The organism is uncultured Desulfovibrio sp. (assembly GCF_944327235.1).
Classification (GTDB): domain Bacteria; phylum Desulfobacterota; class Desulfovibrionia; order Desulfovibrionales; family Desulfovibrionaceae; genus Desulfovibrio.
This window is the reverse complement of the sequence record NZ_CALVHE010000042.1, coordinates 1-20,990: the sequence shown is the minus strand read 5'-3', so window position 1 is coordinate 20,990 and position 20,990 is coordinate 1. Positions and strand designations below refer to the sequence as shown.

The following is a 20,990-nucleotide window of genomic DNA, read 5'->3' as shown; positions in this document are numbered from 1 at the left end:
GCGACCGAAAGGCGGCCGCAGGCCGTGCCCGTTAGGCGACGCAGGAGCCTTACGGGCATCGACAGCAGAGCGAGGGGTTCCCCTTCCCCCCAAACAAACAGCAAATAATCTTAACAGCCTAGTCCCCCGCCCGCGGCGTGCCGCCGTCCGCCGGGGCCGTCGTCGCGAGTTCGCGCAGGACGGCCCGGGGCCAGTAGGCTTCAAGACGGGTCCCCCGGCCGGGACGCCCCGTGATCTGGAAGGTACCGCCGCTCAGGGCCACACGCTCGCGCATGTTGCCGATGCCCCGGCCGCCGCTCTCGCCGCCGGGCGGCGGGACAGGCGGGACGGGCGGGACCCCGCCGGGCAGGCCCGCGCCGTTGTCCGAGACGCGGATGCGCAGCCCGTCGCGCGGCGCGTCGATGACGATATGCGCGTGGCTGGCCCCGCTGTGTCGGGCGATGTTGGCAAGGGCCTCCTGCACGATGCGGAAGAGGACGATGCGCAGCGGCGCGGGGATGTCCGCCTCCGGCACGAGGATATGCGTACGCAGCCTGATGCCGGGATTGGCCAGCCGGAAATCCCCGCAGAACCACTCGAGCGACTCCGACAGGCCCGCGTCGAGACGGGCCGGGCAAAGATCGTTCTGGATGCGGCGCATCTGCCGCGCCATGCCCTTGACCAGAGCGATGACTTCCTTGAGGGCCGCTTCGGCGTCGTCCCGGCGATCTTTTCGCGACAGGGTGGATAGGGCCCGCTCGATGCCGAGTTTCATGACGCCGAGCGTCGCCCCGACATCATCGTGCAGTTCCGCCGCGAGGCGGCGGCGTTCCTCTTCGTGCGCGCAGAGCAGGCGCTGCGACATGTGCCGCAGTTCGGCCGTGCGCTGGACGACCTGCCGTTCGAGCGAGGCGTGCGATTCCGACAGGTCCCGCTCCCGGCGTTCCAGCGTCCGGATGAGCAGCGACAGCGCCTCGGCCATCTCGCGTACTTCCAGAGCTCCCGCATCGCAGGGTATCTCCGCTTCCCCGTCCTCCTGCCTCCGGCGGAGGCTGCTGTGGATGCGGGCGATGGGCGTGATGACGCGCCGGATGAAGTAGCCGTAGAGCAGGCAGCTGACGCAGAGCACGACGAGCAGGCCGAGGAGGGTGCCCGCGGCGTGCTGGCCGAGCCGGGCGTCGAACTCCCTGTAGACGGCGGTCAGCGTCCTGTCGGCATGATCCATGAGCCTGTTGCAGGAAAGGGAAACGCTTTCCAGCAGGGCATCCACCTCGATGACCAGCAGGGCGTATTTCTGCTCGAGGACATCCTGTTGGTCAAAAAGCGAAAAGACGCCGTTCCGTCCGAAAGCGGCCTGTTGCAGGCTGTGGTGCAGGGTGCGCAGACGGGTGCGGATCGCTTCGGGGAGGTCGTCTCGCTCCGCAAGCGCCCGCATGAGCCGCGTCTCTTCTTCGCCTTGTCGCCGGATGAGCCGTTTGAGCTGCAGGCCGTAGGAGATGTCCGTGTTCTGGCAGAGCAGGAGCAGGGACAGCAGCATGTCCCGCCCCTGATGTTCCCATTCATGCAGGGCGGTCGACCGCTTCGACAGTTCCCGCAGGTCTTCCGCCATGACGCGGAAGCTCTTCACCTGATAGGTCCGCAGGAGGGCCAGTTCATACTTGCGGGTTGTAAGCGCATTGATGCGCTCCACTATCTGGTACATCTTTTCCAGACGCTGGCGCAGGAAGCGTACTTCCTCCGCATAGAGCGCCGAGGCGGCAAGGGCCTTGAGTTCCTCGTCGCCCGTCCGCAGCAGATGCTGGATCTGTTCCAGCAGCGAGGCTTGCACGAAGAGGCTGTCCGTCTGCATATAGCGGAAAAGCAGGCCGCGGAGCTGCTCCGACTGCTGGACGAGGGTCATGGTCCTGTGCGCGAAGGGGATGCGCTGCAGGATGTTTTCCTCCAGCAGGGCATTGGTGCTGCGGAAGGAAACCGCCAGCAGCAGCGTCAGCAGGAGGAACAGCAGCATGAAGAAAGTCAGCGGGAGCAGGATGATGCGCCGCAGTCGGGGAGGCCGTCTAGTGGATGACATCGGTCCGCTCCGAGCAGGCTACTTGGTCAAGCGGCGACAGGAGCCCCTGCACCAGACTCTCGGCATGGGCCACGCGTGGCGAGAGCAGCAGGAAAAGCTCTCCCTCCGCTATCCAGAGGCCGGGAGCATCCCGCACGAGCCGCTCCTGGATGCGCGCATAGAGGTCCTTTCGCGCCGCATCGTCGCTGCGCATCGCCTGTTGCAGGAGAGCGTCGGTCTCCGGGTCGGCATAGCCGGAGACATTGGTCCAGAGGAGTGAGCGATTGGCGTTGTGCGAATCATAGAGGCGATGGAAGCCGATGACGGGGTCCTGCCAGAAAAAGAGGGCGTCGAGAGCGATGTCGAATCTACCGGACGACATAACCTCCTGCCACTGCTGGAAGTTTTCGATACGCTGGGCCTGGACCACTACGCCGAGAAGGACGGAGAACTCATGCTGGATGAATTTGATGAACTCGACATTGAGGGGATTCCACGTCGCCCATGATGGAGAATAGCAAAGACGAACAGTGAAGCGTGTCCCGTCCGATCTTCGCAAAAAACCCACTTCATCAAGGAGGATGTTCGCCAGTTCGGGATCAAAGGGTTGATCCAGAGATTTGGCGAAAGGGGCAGCCTGTGGGAACGGGCTGCGCATGGGATGCACGTTATCGTTGCAGATCCGAGAAAATTTTTTTCTGTCAAAGGCAAGAGAAAATGCTTTTCTCACATTTGGAATGGAAAATGGACTCCTCTTCAAATTATAATGCAGCATATGATAACCGTAAAGATGTCGTATGGTGAGCCTCTTCCACGAAGACAGCACATCTGGCGAAAGGATATGAAGATATGAGGTCATGAAGTTGGAAAATATGTCTACATCACCTTGATCCATGGCATGGACCGTTTCAAGGATGTCCCAGAATATGCGGAAGGTCAGTCGCTGGAGACGTGGCCTGCCCGGCAGGAAAAAACGTTCATGCCGGACAAGACGGATGGCTTTGTCCTGTTCGATGCTTTCGAGCCGGAAGGGGCCGGAGCCCACCACGGCCACATTGGCGGGATGGCGCGGCAGAGGTTCCCCCTGCCCGTAGACGTGGCGGGGCATGATGGGGACCAGTGAAGGCGTGAGCACCTTGGTCAAGGTGGGGTAGGGGTGGCTCAGGCGAACGCGGACGGTCAGATTGTCCGGCGTCTCCACGTCGCTTACCGGAGCCAGCATGGTCCGAAAGGGGTGGTGCTCGCGACATTGCAGGAGGGAGAAGGCCACGTCGGCCGCCGTGATGGGCGTGCCGTCGTGGAAGACGGCTCCCGGCCGCAGGTGGAAAAGGACGCTCAGGCCGTCCGGCGCCACATCCCAGCCTTGCGCCAGATAGGGGACGGCGTTGCCGTCGTGATCCAGTCGGGTCAGCCCGGCAAAGAGTTGTGCCCCGATGCTGATGGTAAGCTCCCCGGAGAGTACGGCGGGGTTGAAATGGCTGGGCATGGCCGGCAGACCGACGACCAGCTCGTCCCGTTCCGGCGCGGCATGGGGGACGGCGGGGAGCATGAGCAGACAAAGCAGCAGGAAAAGAGACAGGCCGCGCATGGTCAGCGCTCCACGGGCAGGATGCCGTTCCTGATGGCGTACATGGTGACTTCACGGACGTTGTGCAGGTCCAGCTTGCGCATGAAGTTCCCCCTGTGCGTGACGACGGTCTTTTCCGCGATATGCAGGCGACCGGCGATCTCCTTGTTGGAAAGCCCCTCCGCGACCAGCTTCAGTACCTCCCGTTCCCGCAGCGTAAGCGCGGCTTCGGGCGAGGGGGGGCCGGCGGCCTCGGGCGAGAGGCTCCAGGCCACCATGCGCTCCGTCAGCTCGCTGGAAACGTACTGCCGCCCCTCGGCCAGGGCCCGCACGGCAAAGAAGAATTCCGCGCTGTCCGCCGTCTTGAGCAGGTAGCCGTGCGCGCCTTCCTGGAAAGCCGAACGCACATGCATGGCGGAGTCGTGCATGGAGATGATCAGTATCTTGGTATGCGGGCAAAGCTTGCGGACGCGGACGATGGCGTCCAGCCCGCTGCCGCCGGGCATGGACAGATCGAGGATGAGCAGATCGGGATGCAGTTCCGCCACGAGGCGCTGCGCTTCCAGACCGTTGTCGGCCTCCCCCACGATGCGGAAATCCGGCTCCTGTTCCAGCAGTTGCCGCAGACCGTTGCGAAACAGTTTGTGATCCTCGGCAAGGATGATGGAGAGCGCCATGAGGTCTCCTTTTCCCCGACGGCCCTGACGGCTGTCGGGTATTTTTATGCCAAAACTCAGGTGTATGCCGTATGGGCTGCCCGTCGCGGGCGGACTATGGTCTTACCATACCCGGACAGGGGAAAAAGTAAAGATGCAATAATGTTTTTGCATATAGGTTTGAGGAAAAGTTTTTCTTCATAAAAAAGGAGGATGTCATGCACCGAGGAAAGAAGTCCAGTATGACCCTGGCAACGGCGGCATTGCTCGGCCTTTTGGGAGCGGGTTACGCAGAAGCTGCAACGTATGATGCAGTGTATTACGGCGGCAAGATCTACACCATGACCGAGGATACGCAGAACGGCAGGAACATGAAGGCTCTGGATCCCTCCCAGGCCAAGACTGTCGAAGTCGTCGGTATCAAGGACGGCAAGATCACCTATGCCGGGTCGATGGCGGGGATCAATCTGGATGACGCCACCACCAAGATCGACCTCAAGGGCAAGACCATGCTGCCCGGTTTCGTGGACGGTCACGGTCACTTCCCCGGACAGGGCACCAAGGACCTGTACCAGCTCGACCTCGGCAGCCCGCCGCTCGGCACCATGACGAGCATCGAGGATTACAAGAACGCGCTCAAGCCGGTCTGTGATGCCGATACCAACGATGAAGGCATCCTGGCTGTCGGTTATGACGATACCCTCATCACCGATATGCGTCATCCCACGGCGGCCGACATCGAAGCTGTCTGCCCCGGCAAGAAGGTCTACCTTTCCCATATCTCCGGCCACGTCGGCGTGGCGAGCTATCGGCTGTTCCAGGAGGCCGGGCTGATCTCCGACAATCAGGGCACGCCCACGGACAAGCTCCTCAACGATCCGAAGCTGTCCGGCGTGGAGCGCAAGGACAACAAGGTCACCGGCGTGCTGTTTGAAATGGACGCCATGGGTTCCGTGACGAAGCCCTCCCCGAAGCAGGACGCGCAGCTCGGTCTGGCCCGTGCATCTGAAGTGTTCCTGTCCAAGGGCGTGACGCTGGCCGACACCGGCGGCGCCATGATCGGCGGTGCTTCGGGCAGCGACGTGACCTATCAGGTGGGTCTCGGCAAGGGGAACCTGAACGTGCGCGTGGCGGTGCATCCTTTCCTGATGCCGACCTACGGGATGTACTCCACCCTGAGCAATCTGGGATGGACCAGCCTGCCCGCGGCGCCTGCCAGCGCCAAGCCCGCTGATCAGCCGAGCGCGGCCGACTATCTTGCGAGCAACGCGACCCCCGGCAGCGCTCCCACCGTCGGTACGGACATCACTTCCACGAAGTTCGGCAACACCACGCATGAGATCGCTCCCAATCTGCCGCCGGACCGTCTGTTCCTGGCTGCCTACAAGATCATCGGTGACGGTTCCCCGCAGGCCTACACCGCGTGGATGAAGGATCCCGGCAACTACGACTGGGACAGTTACACGCCTGAAAACAGCCATGTGAACAACCCCAACAGCCCGACGGCGGGCACCAAGTATGCCAGCCCCAACTACTTCAATGGCCTGGACGGCACCATCAACGTCTGGCCCGATGACTTGAAGGCTCTGATCGAGCTGGCGCACAAGAACAATGTCAGCACGGAAACGCACACCAACGGTTCCGCCTATGCCGAAATGTGGGTGGAAGCTCTGGAACTGGCCGTTTCCAAGTATCCCGACATCACGGATACCCGTCACACCTCCATCCACGGGCAGACCTTCGAGCGCGACGTGGTGGAACGCCTTGCGGGCAGCTATGACACGGTCAATCCGAAGATGTCCAACCAGATGTTCGGCGCTTTCGGCAACAGCATCGACGGCACGCCCGGCGACTATGATGCCTCGCAGGTCAACGGCGTCGAGAAGGGTGTTCTGGCCGAACGTATGCGCGCCCAGAACTTCTTTGCCTCCTTCTTCATGACCCATACCTACTACTACGGCGAACGCCATCGGGACATCTTCTTCGGTCCCGGTCGCACCAACAACATCAGCCCCGCCGGCTGGGCCACGGCCTTCGGCCTGAACTACAGCCTGCATAACGACAATACGGTCACGCCCATCGAACCTCTGCAGAGCGTGGAATCGGCTGTGACGCGTCTGTCGGCCAAGTCCCTCGTTTCCCCCGGCGACGAGCCCATCTACTACACCGGTCCGCAGGCCAAGGACAACGTGGACGCCACGGATACCTTCAACCAGCGCAAGATCGACGGTGTGGAATCCGAACCGCGCGACTTCTACGTCTACGATCAGCGCATCAACGTGCTGCAGGCCCTGCACGCGGTGACCATCAACCCGGCCTTCCAGAACAAGATCAGCGACCGTATCGGCTCCATCGAGACCGGCAAGTATGCCGACTTCGTCATCCTGGACGACGACCCCATCGCCGTCGCTGAGGCCGATCCCACCAAGCTGTCCGACATCCGCGTTGCCTCCACCATCGTGAGCGGCGACCTGAAGTATGGCGTGCTGCCCGGCGCGACCACCTTTGCGTCCGACGTGAAGGCCGGTTATCTGCCCGGCGCCACCCAGCCCACCAACGTCGTCGCCACGGCAGTGGAAGGCGATGCCGCCGACCAGATGCACGCTCTCGACAAGGGACAGGCTCGCCTTGCCGCCTTCAGCATCACGGCCGACGCTCCGGCTGCCGGTGATGTGGTGCTCTTCCAGTTGAACATGCTGGGCAACGGCAAGACGGTGGGCGACATCCTGCTGTATGATGTCACCGATACCAGCAATGCCGTTCCGTTCGAGTTCGTGGGCACCGCCGATACCGCCACGGCCGGCAAGTTCTGGATCGCTGACCAGAAGGCTCCCAAGACGCCTCTGCCCGCTGACCATACCCTGAGCATGGACGGCTCCTACATCGTGTACTTCACGCTGGCTGACGCCGATCAGGACGCCAAGATCAATGCCGCCGTCGATCTGGTGAGCAGCAGCGGTACCCAGCCCAACAACGACACCTCCGTGCTCACGTCCAGCAAGAACGGCGGCGGCGATGATGACTGGGGCGGCTGCACCGTGGGCACGAAGCCCGCGTACGACCTGACCATCTTGCTTGGTATGCTGGCCGGTCTCGTGGGCCTGCGCGGTCTGCGCAAGCGGCTGTTCAAGGCCTAAGTGGATGAACCTTCTCCCCGGGCGCGGTGGCGCGATGCCACCGCCCGGCCGAGAAGGACGACGTTTTGAATATCCTCCTTAACCCCGCCGGTGGCGCATGTCTTCCTCCATGCGTACCGGCGGGCTTTTTTGCGTCTGTTGGATGGAGGGCAAGAGAGGGATAGGAGGTGTTTGTGAAAAGGTGGATTTTATTGATGGACGTATAAATTGTTTTATAGATATGTGTTTTTCGTCTACTTCTTCCTCTTTTTGAAAAGGAAAATCAACGAAAAACCGGCAAAATTGAAAACTAATGCTTGACAAAATCTGTGCAGAGGCGTTTGATGGATTGAAAGAACCTTGTCGTACCCGCCATGATACGACTTGAGCGAGAAAGGATCGGCAATAAAGGAAAAAAATCACAAGAGGGATTGCCGGGCCGGCGTGATGGTCTCGTGGAGATGCGGAAAGGTTTTTTTCATGTCGAAAAATATGTTATGAAATCTGTAAGGAAGTATTTTCGACATCAGGCAAGGGCGTTCTTGGAGTGTCGTCACAATCAGGAGGATGTTCACATGTCGAATGCCAAGCGCAAGACTTCGTTGACGCTGGCCAGCGCCGCGCTGCTGGGGCTGCTCGGGACGGGTTACGTGGGGGCCGCAACCTATGACACCGTGTATTATGCCGGAGAAGGCAAGATCTACACCCTGGCCGAGGAGACGGACAACGGCAGGAGGCTGAAGGATCTTGATCCCGCCAACGCCCTCACCGTGGAAGCGGTGGGCGTCACGGGGGGCAAGATCACCTATGCCGGTCCCGCTGCCGGCATCACGGCCGATGATACGGTGACGAACAAGGTCACCCTGAAGAAGGGCATGGTCATGCTGCCCGGCTTTGTGGACGGGCACGGCCACTTCCCCGGACAGGGCGCTCGCGACCTCTATCAGATCGACCTCGGCAGCCCGCCGCTCGGCACCATGAGCAGCATCGCGGATTATCAGGAAGCGCTCAGGACCGCCTGCGAGAATTTCACGCCCGATCCGGCCAATGCCAATGACGGCATCGTGGCCGTGGGCTATGACGACACGCTGATCACGGACATGCGGCATCCCACGGCGGAGGATATCGAAGCCGTCTGCCCCGGCAAGCGTGTGCGCCTCTCCCATATCTCCGGTCACGTTGCCGTGGCCAGCTATGCCCTGCTTGCTGAAGGCGTCAACGGCAAGCCGCTCATCACCAGCGCCAACGACCCGACGCCCACCCAGACGGCGACGGATACGGCCGGCGTCGAGATCAAGGACGGCAAGGTGACGGGCGTCCTCTTCGAGATGGGGGCCATGGCGGCCGCGCCGACGCCCGCGCCCAAGCAGGATGCCCAGCTCGGCCTTGCGCGTGCGTCCGAAGTCTTCCTGTCCAAGGGCGTGACGCTTGCCGATACCGGCGGCGCCATGATCGGCGGGGCCAGCGGCATGGACAAGACCTATCAGACCGGCCTCCTCACCGAGCAGAAGAACCGGAACCTTCGTCTGCGCGTGGTGGTGCACCCGTGGATGATGACGCTGGCCAAGTACAGCATGAAGTCGAACCTGGGCAACCTTTACTGGGATAACCTCCCCGCCGGTGACAATCCGGCCGCGCAGGACTTCCTGACCAGCGGCGCGGCTCCGGGCGCGTCCACGCCCAAGATCGGCGCGGACATCACCTCGGTGAAGTTCGGCGGCGCGACCCACACCATCGCCTCCGGCCTGCCCGCTGACCGTCTCTTCCTCGGCGCGTACAAGATCGTCGGTGATGGTTCCCCGCAGGCGTACACCGCCTGGATGAAGGATCCCGGCAACTATGACTGGGGCGACTACACGGCGGCCGACAGCGACGCGAACAAGAAGCTCGCCACTACCAAGTACGCAAGCCCTGAATTCTTCAACGGATTCGACGGCACGCTCAACATCCTGCCGGATGAACTGAAGGCCATCATCGAGCTGGCGCACAGGAACAACGTCAGCACCGAAACGCACACCAACGGTTCCGCCTACGCCGAAATGTGGCTGGAAGCTCTGGAACTGGCGGTCTCCAAGTATCCCGACATCGCGGATACGCGCCACACCTCCATCCACGCCCAGACCTTCGAGCGTGACGTGGTGGAACGCCTCGCGGGCAGCTACCGTACCGTCAATCCCCAGATGTCCAACCAGATGTTCGGCTCGTTCGGCAATGCCCAGAACGGGACGCCCAATGCCTACGATGCCTCGCAGGTCAACGGGAAGGACATCGACACCATGGCCGAGCTCATGAGGAAGCAGAACTTCTTTGCCTCCTTCTTCATGACCCATACCTATTACTACGGTGAGCGCCATCGTGACATCTTCTTCGGTCCCGGTCGCGCCTACAACATCAGCCCCGCCGGCTGGGCCACGGCCTTCGGCCTGAACTACAGCCTGCACAACGACAACACCATCACGCCCATCGAGCCTCTGCAGAGCGTGGAATCCGCCATCACGCGCCTGTCGGCCAAGTCGCTGGTGTCCGACGGCGGCCAGCCCATCTACTACACCGGCAGCGCCGAGAAGAAGAACGTGGACGCCACGGATACCTTCAATCAGCGCAAGACCGACGGTGTGGAATCCGACCCGCGCGAATTCTATGCCTATGACCAGCGCATCAACGTGCTGCAGGCCCTGCACGCCGTGACCATCAACCCGGCCTTCCAGAACAAGCTGGACGACCGCATCGGCACCATCGAGACCGGCAAGTACGCCGACTTCGTCATCCTGAACGACGACCCCATGACGCTGGCGGAAAGCGATCCCACCAAGATCTCCGACATCCGCATCGTCTCCACCATCGTCAGCGACGAAGTGGAATACGGCGTGCTGCCCGATTCCGCCACCTTCGCCTCGGACGTGAAGCCCGGCTACCTGCCCGGCGCCATCGCGGCCAATAACGTGCAGGCGACGCCTCTGGAAGGCGAGGCCGCCGACAAGCAACATGCCCTCGACAAGGGGCAGGCGCGCCTGGCCTGCTTCAGCCTGACGGCCGATGCGCCCAATGCCGGCGACGTGGTCCTGCTCCAGATGGGTATGCTGGGCAACGGCAAGGCGGTCAGCGACATCCATCTGTTCGATGTCACGGACAGCGCCAATGCGGTGGAATTCACCTACTCGGACACCGCGGCCCCCTCGGATCCCGGCAAGTTCTGGATCGCCAGCCAGAAGGCTCCCAAGATCCCTCTGCCTGCCGATACCGTTCTGGAGCGTGACGGCGCGTATATCGTCTACTTCACGCTGGCGGACGCCGATAACGATACGAAGATCGCCGCCGCTGTGGACCTGGTGAGCGCTTCCGGCACTCTGCCGCCCAACGATACGCCGATCGCCTCGACCGCCACGTCCGGCACCGGCAGTGACGATGACTGGGGCGGCTGCACGGTGGGCACGAAGCCCGCGTACGACCTGACCATCCTCCTCGGTATGCTGGCCGGTCTCGTGGGCCTGCGCGGCCTGCGCAAGCGGCTGTTCAAGGCGTAAAAACATTCGACTCCCTTCCGTCCCGGGCACGACGGGATGTACCCCGCGTGCCCGGCGGGAGGGACAGCGATCCGCCAATCCTCCTACCCACCAATGTCGCATGTCTTCCTCCATGCGCAGTGGTGGGCTTTTTTGTGCGCGACGAGAGCGGATTCGCATTGAGATCGTGTCCGATCTCAATGCTGGCGCTTCCCTCACACTACGGAAAAAGCGTGGTTTTTCCGTGTGTTCGGTTGCGGGTAGTCGCTCCCGCGACTACCAGAGCAATCCACATTTTCAATGTGGAATCGCTCTATACGCCGGGCGGGAGCCGGAGGATGCGCGGCATCGCGAGGGGAGCGGGCGGACATATCGACGTGACGAGAGAGCGGAGCGCGCGTTTGCGTCCCACAGACGGAGGGGAAAGACTGTCGCGACGGCATACAGGGGGAGACGCAGCAGGCAGCGATGGACAAGAAGGTGCGCGGGCCTGGTCTGGGGCGGCGGGCGCTTTCGTGCGGCTGTTCCTCCCGGCAAGTGACGATCGGGGACGCGAGCCGTGTCGCAAAGCGCATCCCAAGCGAGGAGGTGTATTGACGAAGCGTCGGAAAGTTTTTGCAAAAAAGGAAATTCAATGCACGGAGTGATCAGCCATGCGCAGTTCTCCCCCCGATCCTCTCTCTCTCTCTCTCTCTCTCTCTCTCTCTCTTGCTGATGTAAACAATGCCGGGGACCAGTCGTCCCGCAGCCGTGCCGGTCGTCGCCGTGGACATGCAAAGGCGTTCGGTCTGATGCCGACTGCCTTGTGCGGGCGCGTGGAACATGACCGCAAAGGGCGCGGGAACAGCTCCGCAGGGGCTGTCCGTTACGCGCATGGACAGGGGAGGGTAGCCGCATGAGTCCTCTGTCCGTCAATCACAACCTCATGGCCTATGGTGTGTCTCGTCAGCTGTCGGCGCATTACGACACGCTGGCGGATTCCGTGCGCCGACTCTCTACCGGTCTGCGGGTGGAGCGGGCGGCCGACGATGCGGCCGGGCTGGCCATCCGCGAACTCATGCGGGCGGACATTCGAGCCTTGGGGCAGGGCGCGCGCAACGCCAATGACGCTATCTCCCTCATCCAGACGGCGGACGGCGCCCTGCAGATCATCGACGAGAAGCTCATCCGCATGAAGGAGCTGGCCGAGCAGGCGGCCACCGGCACCTACGATTCCACGCAACGGCTCATCATCAACAGCGAATTCCAGCAAATGGCCTCGGAGATAGACCGCATCGCCAAGGCTACCGATTTCAACGGCGTGAAGCTGCTGGACGGCTCGCTCTCCGGGCCGCACGACGGCACCGGCGCGGGCAGCGTGGACGGCCTGTCCTCCACCGGGGCGCTCAAGGTGCATTTCGGCACGGCCAACGACAGCGCGGAAGACTATTACTATGTGGAGATAGGGGATTGCACGCTGGCCGGACTGGGACTGCGGGAAGGCGGAGCGGCTGGTGGAGGCGGCGGTGGCGGCGGAGGGGCCGGATATGGCGGGGTGCCTATTTTGAGTGATGTACTGCAGAACGGGATACAGGGTGGCGGCAATTCTGGCTTCGTTTCCTTCGCCATCATCCCGGCAGGTACAACAAATTTTTCCCTTACTTTAGTAGATAATGGGTTAAATGACGACATCGAGCTCTTTACCCGTTCTGGGCAGCACCTTGCTGGAACGACATTGCCAGACTGGACTGTAACTATCATGCCTCCACGTCCGGTTGATCCAAGCGATTTCATATCAGAATCCAACGGATTTCTTCCAAGTGCAACCTATACGAATACAGTGAACGGTACCGGCGCAAATGTAAATTATATTGATTCAAATACGTTCACCACTTTTACAATCAATGGTATGACCATCTCATACACAGGTAGTGACCCAAACACTACACAAGGGGATGAAGATGAAAGGATAACCATCGACTATGTGACCGAAGACTTGATACTTTTGATTCCCGGGCGTGGGACTTTCAGAGCGACCGCCAGCTGGACGGCCATGCCCACGGCGGGCGGCGGTGGCGGTGTCGTGACCCCCGGCGATCCCAACGGCGACATCATCTCCATCAGCACGCAGGAACTTGCCCAGCGGGCCTTGAATCGTCTGGATAACGCCATCGTCCGCAAGGACCAGATACGCGCCCACCTCGGCGCGACGCAGAATCGGCTGGAAAATACGGTGACCAATCTTACCGTGCAAGCCGAGAGTCTGCAGGCGGCGGAATCCCGCATCTCCGACGTGGATGTGGCCACGGAGATGACGACAGTCGTCCGTAATCAGGTACTTACCCAGTCGGCCACCTCCATGCTGGCGCAGGCAAACGCCTTCCCGCATATGCTGTTGCAACTCTTGCAGGGGTAGGGGACGCGGCTTTGGAAGGCAGGATGTACACGAGTACGGTTGAGGGGCTTGCGGTAGAGCTGAGACGTACGGAGGGATAGAGCATGTTGCCTTTGAAAACGGCAAGATGCGGGGGCAGCACAGCGCCGCCCGGCCCAAACCAGGCGGGAAAACCGTGCTTTTGTCGTGAAACGACAGGCCGTACGGTGTGAAACGCGAAGCGCGCAGCGTGTCGAGACGTTGTCCACCCTCCGCTCAGGCGGCAGGCCCTCGGCGGACTGTGCCGCGCCCCGCCGCAAGCCTGTTGACAGGGGGATATCGTTTGGCTATTTTGCCAAATATGAATGAGATGGAAGCGCGGCCCAATAGGCATTTTATTGCCGAACAGGCAAAGATATTCAAGGCGCTGGGGCATCCCAGCCGTCTGCTCATGGTGCAGGCCCTGCGCGACGGGGAAAAATGCGTCTGCGACCTGCAGGCGCTCATCGGTGCGGACATGTCCACAGTGTCGCGTCATCTGGCGGTGCTGCGCGAGGCGGGCGTGGTGCGCAGCGAGAAGCGCGGCACCAATATCTATTACGCGCTGGCCCTGAGCTGTCTGGCGACCTTCCTGCAATGCACGGGCACGCTCATTGCGGAGCGCATCCGGCAAAAGTCGGCTTTGCTGGGCAACGATCAGGACGCGACGTAGCCGTCCGCCCCGGCGGGGCGGCGTATGCGCCGCCCTCTGTGAATGGAGTCGGTTGCCTGTTCCCGGCCGCCTGTCGCTGACGCGACAGGCATTTTTTGAACGTTTCTATTTGGCTTTTTTGCCAATAAGAAAAATAAGGAGAGCACTATGCAAGGTCCCTGTTGTTGTCAGTCGGGAAAAGGACAGCCGTCCCCCACGGACAAAGCCGCGCCGCTGCGCGAGTTGACGCCGCTTCGGCCGCAACCGGTGGACCGGCTGCGCTACTTTGGGACGGGCGCGCTGGTCCTCGCCGTCTGGACCGGCTGTTATCTGGTCATCGAACCGCTGGCCCGGCTGCTGACGCAGGCCGTGCCCGGTCTGAGCGAGCGGGCGGCGGCCGCACTGGAGTTCTTCCTGTACGACACGGCCAAGATCCTGCTCCTTCTGCTGCTCATGGTCTATGTCATCGGCTGGTTGCGGGCCGGGCTGCATGTGGAGCGGGTGCGGGACTTCCTGGCGGGCAGACGGCGCGTGCTGGGCTATGTGCTGGGCGCGGGCTTCGGGGCCATCACGCCGTTCTGTTCCTGTTCCAGCATCCCGCTGTTCCTGGGCTTCACCACCTCAGGCATACCGGTGGGCATCACGCTGGCTTTCCTCATCACCTCGCCGCTCATCAACGAGATCGCTGTGGTGCTGCTCTGGGGGCTGCTGGGCTGGAAACTGACGCTGGTGTATGTGCTGGCCGGACTGGGAGCGGGCATCGTCGGCGGCTGGCTCATGGACGTGTTGCGGGCGGAACGCTGGCTCCAGGATTACCTGAAGGAAAGCATCGCCTCCGGCGCGGCACAGCGGCCCGGAGAGGCGGCACAGCGGAAGATCGGTCTGCGGGAGCGTCACCTCTTTGCCAGTGGGGAAACTCGCTCCATCTTCCGGCGCGTCTGGCGTTGGGTCATCATCGGGGTGGGACTGGGGGCCCTGCTGCATGGCTATGTGCCGGAAGCCTGGTTTGCCGAGCATCTGGGCGCGGGGCAGTGGTGGTCCGTCCCGGCCGCTGTGGCCGTGGGCATCCCGCTGTATACCAACGTCACGGGCATCGTGCCCGTCATGGAGAGCCTGCTGCTCAAGGGCCTGCCCGTAGGCACCACGCTGGCCTTCTGCATGAGCGCCGTGGCGGCCAGCCTGCCGGAAGTACTCATGCTGCGGCAGGTCATGCGCGGCAAGCTGCTGGCCCTCTTCCTGGGGACGCTGCTGGTGCTCTTTTCCCTGCTGGGCTGGCTGCTCAACGCGGTGCAGGGCTGGCTGCTTTAAGGCTGCCAACATTATTCGCTGTTTAGTTGGGAGGAAGGGAAAACCCTCGCTCCGCTGCCGATGCCCGCAAGGCTCCTTTGTCGCCTGACAGACACGGCCTGCGGGCCGCCTTTCGGTCGCTCCCTTCCTCTCCATCCCTTCCCCGGCGCGCTTTTAGAGCATTTTCAGTTTGAAACGCTTTGCGTTTCAAACCATACGGCCTGGCGTTTCGCGGAAAAAACGCGGTCATTCCGCTTGGTTTCGGCCGGGCGGCGCTGTGCTGCCGCCTCGCATTTTGCCTTTTTCAAAGGCAAAATGCTCTATCGCGGAAAGAGTCAGGGATACGAGGCGACATCGTCGCCAAAAGCAAAGGGAATGTGTATAGCATATTTATTTTATCTACTGAAATCGTTTGTAAAATTTGTTTTGACCCGCCCTGGTGGGCACGGGAGCGCTCGTCATGGGAGAAGAAAAAAAGGCGCGATAGGCCCGCTGGGTGGCGGCATACGGAAAGACAAGGAGGAAATCATGGACATCAAGGTATTGGGGCCGGGCTGCGCCCGCTGCCATGAAACGGAAGAACTGGTACGGGCCGTGGTGGCGGAAACGGGCTGCGCGGCCGAGGTGGAAAAGGTGACGGATTTTCGGGAGATGCTGCGGCTGGGCGTCATGGCCACGCCCGCCGTGCTGGTGGACGGCAAGGTCATGTGTTCGGGCCGCGTGCCCACGCGGGAGGAAGTGCGCGAGTGGCTGGCCGAGGCCGGGCAGGCATAGGGCACCGCCTCGTGCGCCCAACTCTTCCCCTGATAAAAGCGCGCTGGGGAAGGGAGCGACCGAAAGGCGGCCCGCAGGCCGTGCCCGTTAGGCGACAAAGGAGCCTTACGGGCATCGACAGCAGAGCGAGGGGTTTCCCTTCCCCCAACAAACAGCGAATGCGTCAACGGGCCTTGACCGTCAGTCTCAGGCCCGCTCGATGCGGAATTCCACCTTGTCGGCGCAATCCGGGCACTGGAAGGGGCCGTGATTGATGATCCCTTTACGGGCGGCGTAGACGAAGGGGAAAACGGCGTTCATGGCCATCATGCAGATATTGGCGCTCTCGTCCTTGGCGATGAGCGGCCCGTCGAAGACGACGGAATCGCCCGCCGAGTAGAGCGGACAGGAGGACGATTGGACCGTGAGGCGGATCTTGATCTCTTCCATGAGAGTATTCCTTTCGGTAAAAGGGTGAGCGAAAACGGACGACCGTCCGCCGCACCATGCGGCAGGGGCTGATGCGCGTACCGCCGCGACAGTAGACTTGTCGGCGCGCGGCGTCAAATGTCGCCGTCCGACGCGTTTTGAGGCAAGATCCCAGAAGCGGCGGGACCTGACGGCGGAGGGGATCAGGCGCGTTTCAGCTTGGCGATGAGCTCCATGAGACGGCCGGACTGGGCGGCGACCTCCTGCACGAGCTGCGCCGACTGCCGCATGGTGACCACCGCGTCGGCGGAGACCTGATTGATGTCCGACAGGGAGTGGTTGATGGCGTCGGAGGTGGCCGACTGTCGTTCGGCCGCCGTGGCGATGGCGTGGATCTGTTCGGCGGTGCTGTCGGCCATCTCCACGATCTCGGTCAGGGCAGTGCCGGACTCGTTGACAAGGCGGGAAGCTTCCTCGATGGAGCCCACCGCCAGCTCCATCTGCTTTTCGCTTTCCTGTGTGGATGCCTGGATGGCGCTGATGCTCTTGCCCACTTCGCCGGTGGAGGCCATGGTCTTTTCGGCCAGTTTGCGCACCTCGTCGGCCACCACGGCGAAACCGCGTCCGGCTTCCCCGGCGCGGGCGGCCTCGATGGCGGCATTGAGGGCGAGCAGGTTGGTCTGGTCCGCGATGTCGCTGATGACGCCCATGACCGTGCCGATGTCCCGGGCGCTGGCGGACAGGTTGGCCATGTCGTCCTTGAGCTTGAGGGACTGCTCCCGCACGCCCTGTATGCCGCTGATGGCAAGCTGGCTCAGGCGCGCGCCGTTCTCCGCCCGTTCGCGGGTCACGGCGGAGACTTCCGAGGTCTTGCCGGCATTCTGGGCCACGTCGATGACCGAGGCGTTCATCTGCTCCATGGCGTGGGCCGTTTCGGTGATGCGCCCGGCCTGCTGCCGCGCGCCGTCCTCCGAATGGGCCACCTGTTCCCGCAGCGAACGGGTGGCGGCATCTATGGCCGCGGCGATGCCCTCAAGCTGTCCGGCCGCGGCAAGCATCCCCTCGGCCTTGGCCCGTTCGGCCTCGGCCTTGGCGCGCTCCGCCACCTGTACGGCATCCCTGGCCCGCTGGGATTCCTCCTGCGCCCGGAGGCTGTCCTGTTCGGACTGGCGCAGCATCTTGCGCAGGGAGCCGATCATGACGCCGAGCGCGGCGCACAGCGCGCCCAGCTCATGCCGCATGTGCGAGGGGGGCGGCGTTTCCGTATCCCCGCCGGAGACCCTGTCGGCATAGGCGATGAGCTGGCGGATGGGGCGGGTGATGGAGAGGATCACGAGCACGAGCACGACGCTGATGAGCACGATGACCGCCGCGATGATGACGCAGAGCTCCACCAGCGTGGAGGACGCCTCGGCATGGACAAGGCGCATACGGCTCTCGAAGGCCTCGAATTCCACATCCCGTATCTTGTTCAGACCGTCGATGATGGCGGTCATGTTCTTCCAGAACTGATCGGCGCTGACCCCGAATTGTCCGGACGCCGCCCGCGCGATGACGCTTTGCAGGGAGGTCTCGGCTTCCTTCCAGTCGGCGGAGGAGCGCAGGCCGTCAAGGATGGCGCGCGAGTCGGCGGTCAGCGTCAGCAGACCGGAACCGAGGTGGGTGTCCATGCCGGAACGCAGCGCCATGAGGCGGTCGAGAGTGGCGGTATCCAGCGCCTTGTCGGCCGTGATGAGCGCCGTCAGCGTCCCGCGCAGCAGACCGGCGCTCTCCTTGGCGTCTTCGAGCAGCAGCAGGGAGGTGAAGGTGGTGCGCATACCGTCGCCCATGTCCCGCAGGTCGGGAAGCGCGCGGGCAAGCGCAAGCTGGCTGCCGACGATGCGCGAATAAGCTTGCAGCACCTCGGCCGAGGCGGCCCTGGCGTCCACCAGACGGCGCGCGTCCGCGATTTTGCCGCTCAGGGCGGCAAGCTCCCGCCCCTGGGTGGGGCTGAGCAGCACAGGTCCCCGCAGTTCCGCCAGACGCGCCAGCGCGGCGTCGGTGTTTTTCCGCTGGGCGGTGATGACGGCCTTGTCTCCGGTGGTCAGATAGACGTTGGAGAGACCGCGCTCTTTCTGCGTTTCGTTGACCAGGCCCGACAGGCCGCGAAACAGGGCGATGTTGTTGCCCACTTCGGAGAGCGCATCCCGCTTTTCCAGCCAGACGAGAGCATACAGGACGCTGATGACGAGAAAGGCCAGCATGGGGATGCTGCACAGCAGCAGAAGCTTGTGGGAGATCTTCATGGTCGTTCCGCGTCTTTTTCCCGCCGCCGCTCCTTCGCGCGGCAGGGAAGACATGCGGCCTCCGTGACTGGTTGCGGCAGGGCGGGTCCGCTGGGGCCTTCCGTCCGCCGGTGTTGCAGGCAGTGTCCGTCCAAAACGCCGTCCGTCGCACGGGCCTTCCCGCCGCATCATGCCGCGATCTTCGCGTTGTGCAAAAAGGCGGCTGTCGGGAAGGGCGCTCGACGATCTGTGCTGCGGATACGTGATCACTTACACAAAAAAGCGCCGTCCGGCAAGCATGGGCGGACATTCGACGGGCCTCCGGCCGGGCATTCGGGCAACCCGTTACTTTTAGAGGGTCTTGCCGATGGAAAAAACAAGACACAAAGGTGGCGGCAGAAGCCGCCCGGCCCGAACCAGGCGGAATGAGTGCGTTTTTTCCGCGAAACGACAGGTCGTACGGCTTGGAACGCGAAACGTTCCAAACGGAAAATGCTTTAGAGCGGATTCGCATTGAAATCGTGTCCGATCTCAATGCTGACGCTGCCCTCACACTACGGAAAAAGCGTGGTTTTTCCGTGTGTTCGGTTGCGGGTAGTCGCTCTCGCGACTACCAGAGCAATGGCGTATCGAACCGTCAACGCGACAAGGCGGGACGCCTGACGCGCTTGTCAAGAAATAAAAAAATCTATAATTAATGAGAAGGACAGACGTTTCCCGGCGCATCCCCGCGCGGACGCGGTCGGTCCGTTGTATCGTACGCCGGAGGAGACTCCATGATTCGGAGAGAGACAAAAGAGCGCACATGTCACACCATCGGGGCCGGACTGCTGGGGGCCGTCTGCCTTGCCGTCCTGCTCCTGTCGGGGTTGGGAACGGCGTGTCCGGCCCGGGCCGCGCAGGCCGCGGACACTTCCCCGGCGGGCGCATTCGCCCGATTGCTCGAGGATCCGTCCCTCGCCACGCGCATCCAGGCCTGTTTCCTCGTGGCGGGGCTGCCGGAAGAGCCCGAACTCGTGGATAGCCTGCGCCGACGCAGCCGGGATGCCACCGATGAGATGGAGCGGGTCGTCGTTTTGTACGCGTTGGCGACCACGACCCGCGACGCCGGGGATTGCGAGGCCTTTCTGGCCGCCTTCCCGACCGAACCGCAGCTTTTTTTCGATTTGATGGAAGCGGAATGGGCGCTTGCCAGAGGCACGTTCAATACCGGTCTGGCGGACTTCCTGCTGTTGCTGGCCTACGAGCCGGCCACGCGCCGAAAGGCGCTGCCCCATGTGGCGCGCATCGCCTGCAATATGCCCGGCGAACTGGAATCCATGGGGAGATATTGGAAAGATCCGCTGGTCGGCCCCTATGCCCGCAAGCACTACGAGAGCCTGCGGCTGGATGATTCCGACCTCAAGTCCTTGCGGGATCTTCCCGAACCATCGACCTGCGCGGATACGCTGACGGCTTTCCTCCGCCACGGCAGTGAGGCGGAAAAAACGACGGCCTGGCTGATGACGGGGAGGATGGGCATGTCCGACGACTTGTACAAGGCGTGGAAAGCGTTTGGCGCGCGGGAGAAAGGGAAGGAGGACATCCTCGCCTGTTTCCTTTTGTTGGACTGGCCGGATGACGAGGCGTTCGTCGCCCGGCTTGCGGCGGAGCCGGAGCTGTTGCAAACCGTCCTGCGTGCGGAGAAGGGGCTGTACCGTCCGCCGCTGCGGGGCTTTCTCGAAACGTTCTGGGATACCCTTGAGACCGATGAAGACTGGCAAGAGTGGCGAACCAGGGGCATATACCGGGACAAGGAGGGGCCGGAAGACGAGGAAAGGCGGCGCGCCCGGCGGATAGCGGTCCTCAAGGCCCTGGCGCGCATCGGACAGGACTGTCTCGAAGTCTATGACAGATGTCAGCTTGAACGCTACATTCGGCAGTTCGGTATAGCGGAAGACACCGGCAGGGGAGAAGGGAAGGCCGGGCCGCGTCCGTGATGCCCCTGCGCGGCAGCAGCGGGCATGACGGGGCTGAGTCATGACGGTTGCGGGCGTCGTCCACCGCATACGTTTTGCGCTGCCCAGACAGTGGCAGCCTGCGCCCCGGCGGGCCGCCCATCGGCAGCGCAGCCGCGACATGACGCACAAAGCCCCCTTGCCGCATGACACGGCAGGGGGGCTTGTTTCCTCTGGAGCCGGCGAAGGGACTTGAACCCGCAACCTGCTGATTACAAATCGGAAAAATGGCTCTTTCCCGGTATTTCCCGCTGCTTCCCAATCGCTCGTTTTTGTCCTGTTTCTTCAAAAGAAACGGAAGGTTATCTAGGATTTCCATATTCCTTAACCTTCCCTTGTCCACCC

The 20,990-nt window shown here is 62.4% G+C and carries 11 protein-coding genes and 2 pseudogenes; 8 read left to right on the top strand and 5 right to left on the bottom strand.

Translation table 11 applies throughout. From position 1 onward, the window contains the following. Nucleotides 1-118: 118 nt before the first annotated feature. Genes Q0K00_RS07320 through Q0K00_RS07310 form a run of 3 tightly spaced genes read right to left on the bottom strand, consistent with a single transcriptional unit; the run spans nt 119 to nt 4,273 of the window. A complete protein-coding gene (locus tag Q0K00_RS07320; protein WP_297228309.1) occupies nt 119-2,050 on the bottom strand; it encodes an ATP-binding protein in 1,932 nt (643 codons plus the stop codon). Next, nucleotides 2,037-3,617: an ABC transporter substrate-binding protein gene (locus Q0K00_RS07315; protein WP_297228308.1), complete on the bottom strand. Its 1,581-nt coding sequence runs from the start codon at nt 3,615-3,617 to the stop codon at nt 2,037-2,039. The genes Q0K00_RS07320 and Q0K00_RS07315 overlap by 14 nt, the downstream gene beginning before the upstream one ends. Before the next feature lie 2 nt (nt 3,618-3,619). Beyond that, nucleotides 3,620-4,273 (bottom strand): response regulator transcription factor, encoded by a 654-nt coding sequence (locus Q0K00_RS07310; protein ID WP_297228307.1) that lies wholly within the window; start codon nt 4,271-4,273, stop codon nt 3,620-3,622. A 197-nt stretch (nt 4,274-4,470) separates the two neighbouring features. Here Q0K00_RS07310 and Q0K00_RS07305 point away from each other — a divergent pair, with 197 nt between their 5' ends. From Q0K00_RS07305 to Q0K00_RS07275, 7 genes and pseudogenes are all read left to right on the top strand, one after another. Next, nucleotides 4,471-7,389, top strand: a complete 2,919-nt coding sequence (locus Q0K00_RS07305; RefSeq protein WP_297228306.1) for an amidohydrolase family protein — start codon at nt 4,471-4,473, stop codon at nt 7,387-7,389. 554 nt (nt 7,390-7,943) lie between these two features. Further along, nucleotides 7,944-10,892 carry an amidohydrolase family protein gene (locus Q0K00_RS07300; RefSeq protein WP_297228305.1) on the top strand — a complete coding sequence of 983 codons (2,949 nt, stop codon included), beginning with the start codon at nt 7,944-7,946 and terminating at the stop codon, nt 10,890-10,892. 874 nt (nt 10,893-11,766) lie between these two features. Further along, a pseudogene (locus Q0K00_RS07295) lies at nt 11,767-12,345 on the top strand (flagellin); the annotation flags it as partial. Between the two features lie 621 nt (nt 12,346-12,966). Further along, a pseudogene (locus Q0K00_RS07290) lies at nt 12,967-13,266 on the top strand (flagellin); the annotation flags it as partial. Between the two features lie 328 nt (nt 13,267-13,594). Further along, nucleotides 13,595-13,936 carry a metalloregulator ArsR/SmtB family transcription factor gene (locus tag Q0K00_RS07285; RefSeq protein WP_297228310.1) on the top strand — a complete coding sequence of 114 codons (342 nt, stop codon included), beginning with the start codon at nt 13,595-13,597 and terminating at the stop codon, nt 13,934-13,936. Nucleotides 13,937-14,083: 147 nt separating this feature from the next. After that, the gene (locus tag Q0K00_RS07280; RefSeq protein WP_297228304.1) at nt 14,084-15,223 is read left to right on the top strand and encodes a permease; all 1,140 of its coding nucleotides are present in this window, start codon (nt 14,084-14,086) and stop codon (nt 15,221-15,223) included. A gap of 507 nt (nt 15,224-15,730) precedes the next feature. After that, on the top strand, nt 15,731-15,976 hold the full coding sequence (locus tag Q0K00_RS07275) for a thioredoxin family protein (protein WP_297228303.1): 246 nt from the start codon (nt 15,731-15,733) through the stop codon (nt 15,974-15,976). A gap of 186 nt (nt 15,977-16,162) precedes the next feature. Here Q0K00_RS07275 and Q0K00_RS07270 read toward each other — a convergent pair whose 3' ends face one another. Further along, nucleotides 16,163-16,405 carry a TIGR04076 family protein gene (locus Q0K00_RS07270; protein WP_297228302.1) on the bottom strand — a complete coding sequence of 81 codons (243 nt, stop codon included), beginning with the start codon at nt 16,403-16,405 and terminating at the stop codon, nt 16,163-16,165. A gap of 182 nt (nt 16,406-16,587) precedes the next feature. Further along, entirely contained in the window at nt 16,588-18,723 is a 2,136-nt protein-coding gene (locus tag Q0K00_RS07265) for a methyl-accepting chemotaxis protein (RefSeq protein ID WP_297228301.1), read from the bottom strand. Nucleotides 18,724-19,424: 701 nt separating this feature from the next. Here Q0K00_RS07265 and Q0K00_RS07260 point away from each other — a divergent pair. Further along, nucleotides 19,425-20,627: a hypothetical protein gene (locus tag Q0K00_RS07260; RefSeq protein WP_297228300.1), complete on the top strand. Its 1,203-nt coding sequence runs from the start codon at nt 19,425-19,427 to the stop codon at nt 20,625-20,627. The last annotated feature ends 363 nt before the right edge of the window (nt 20,628-20,990 follow it).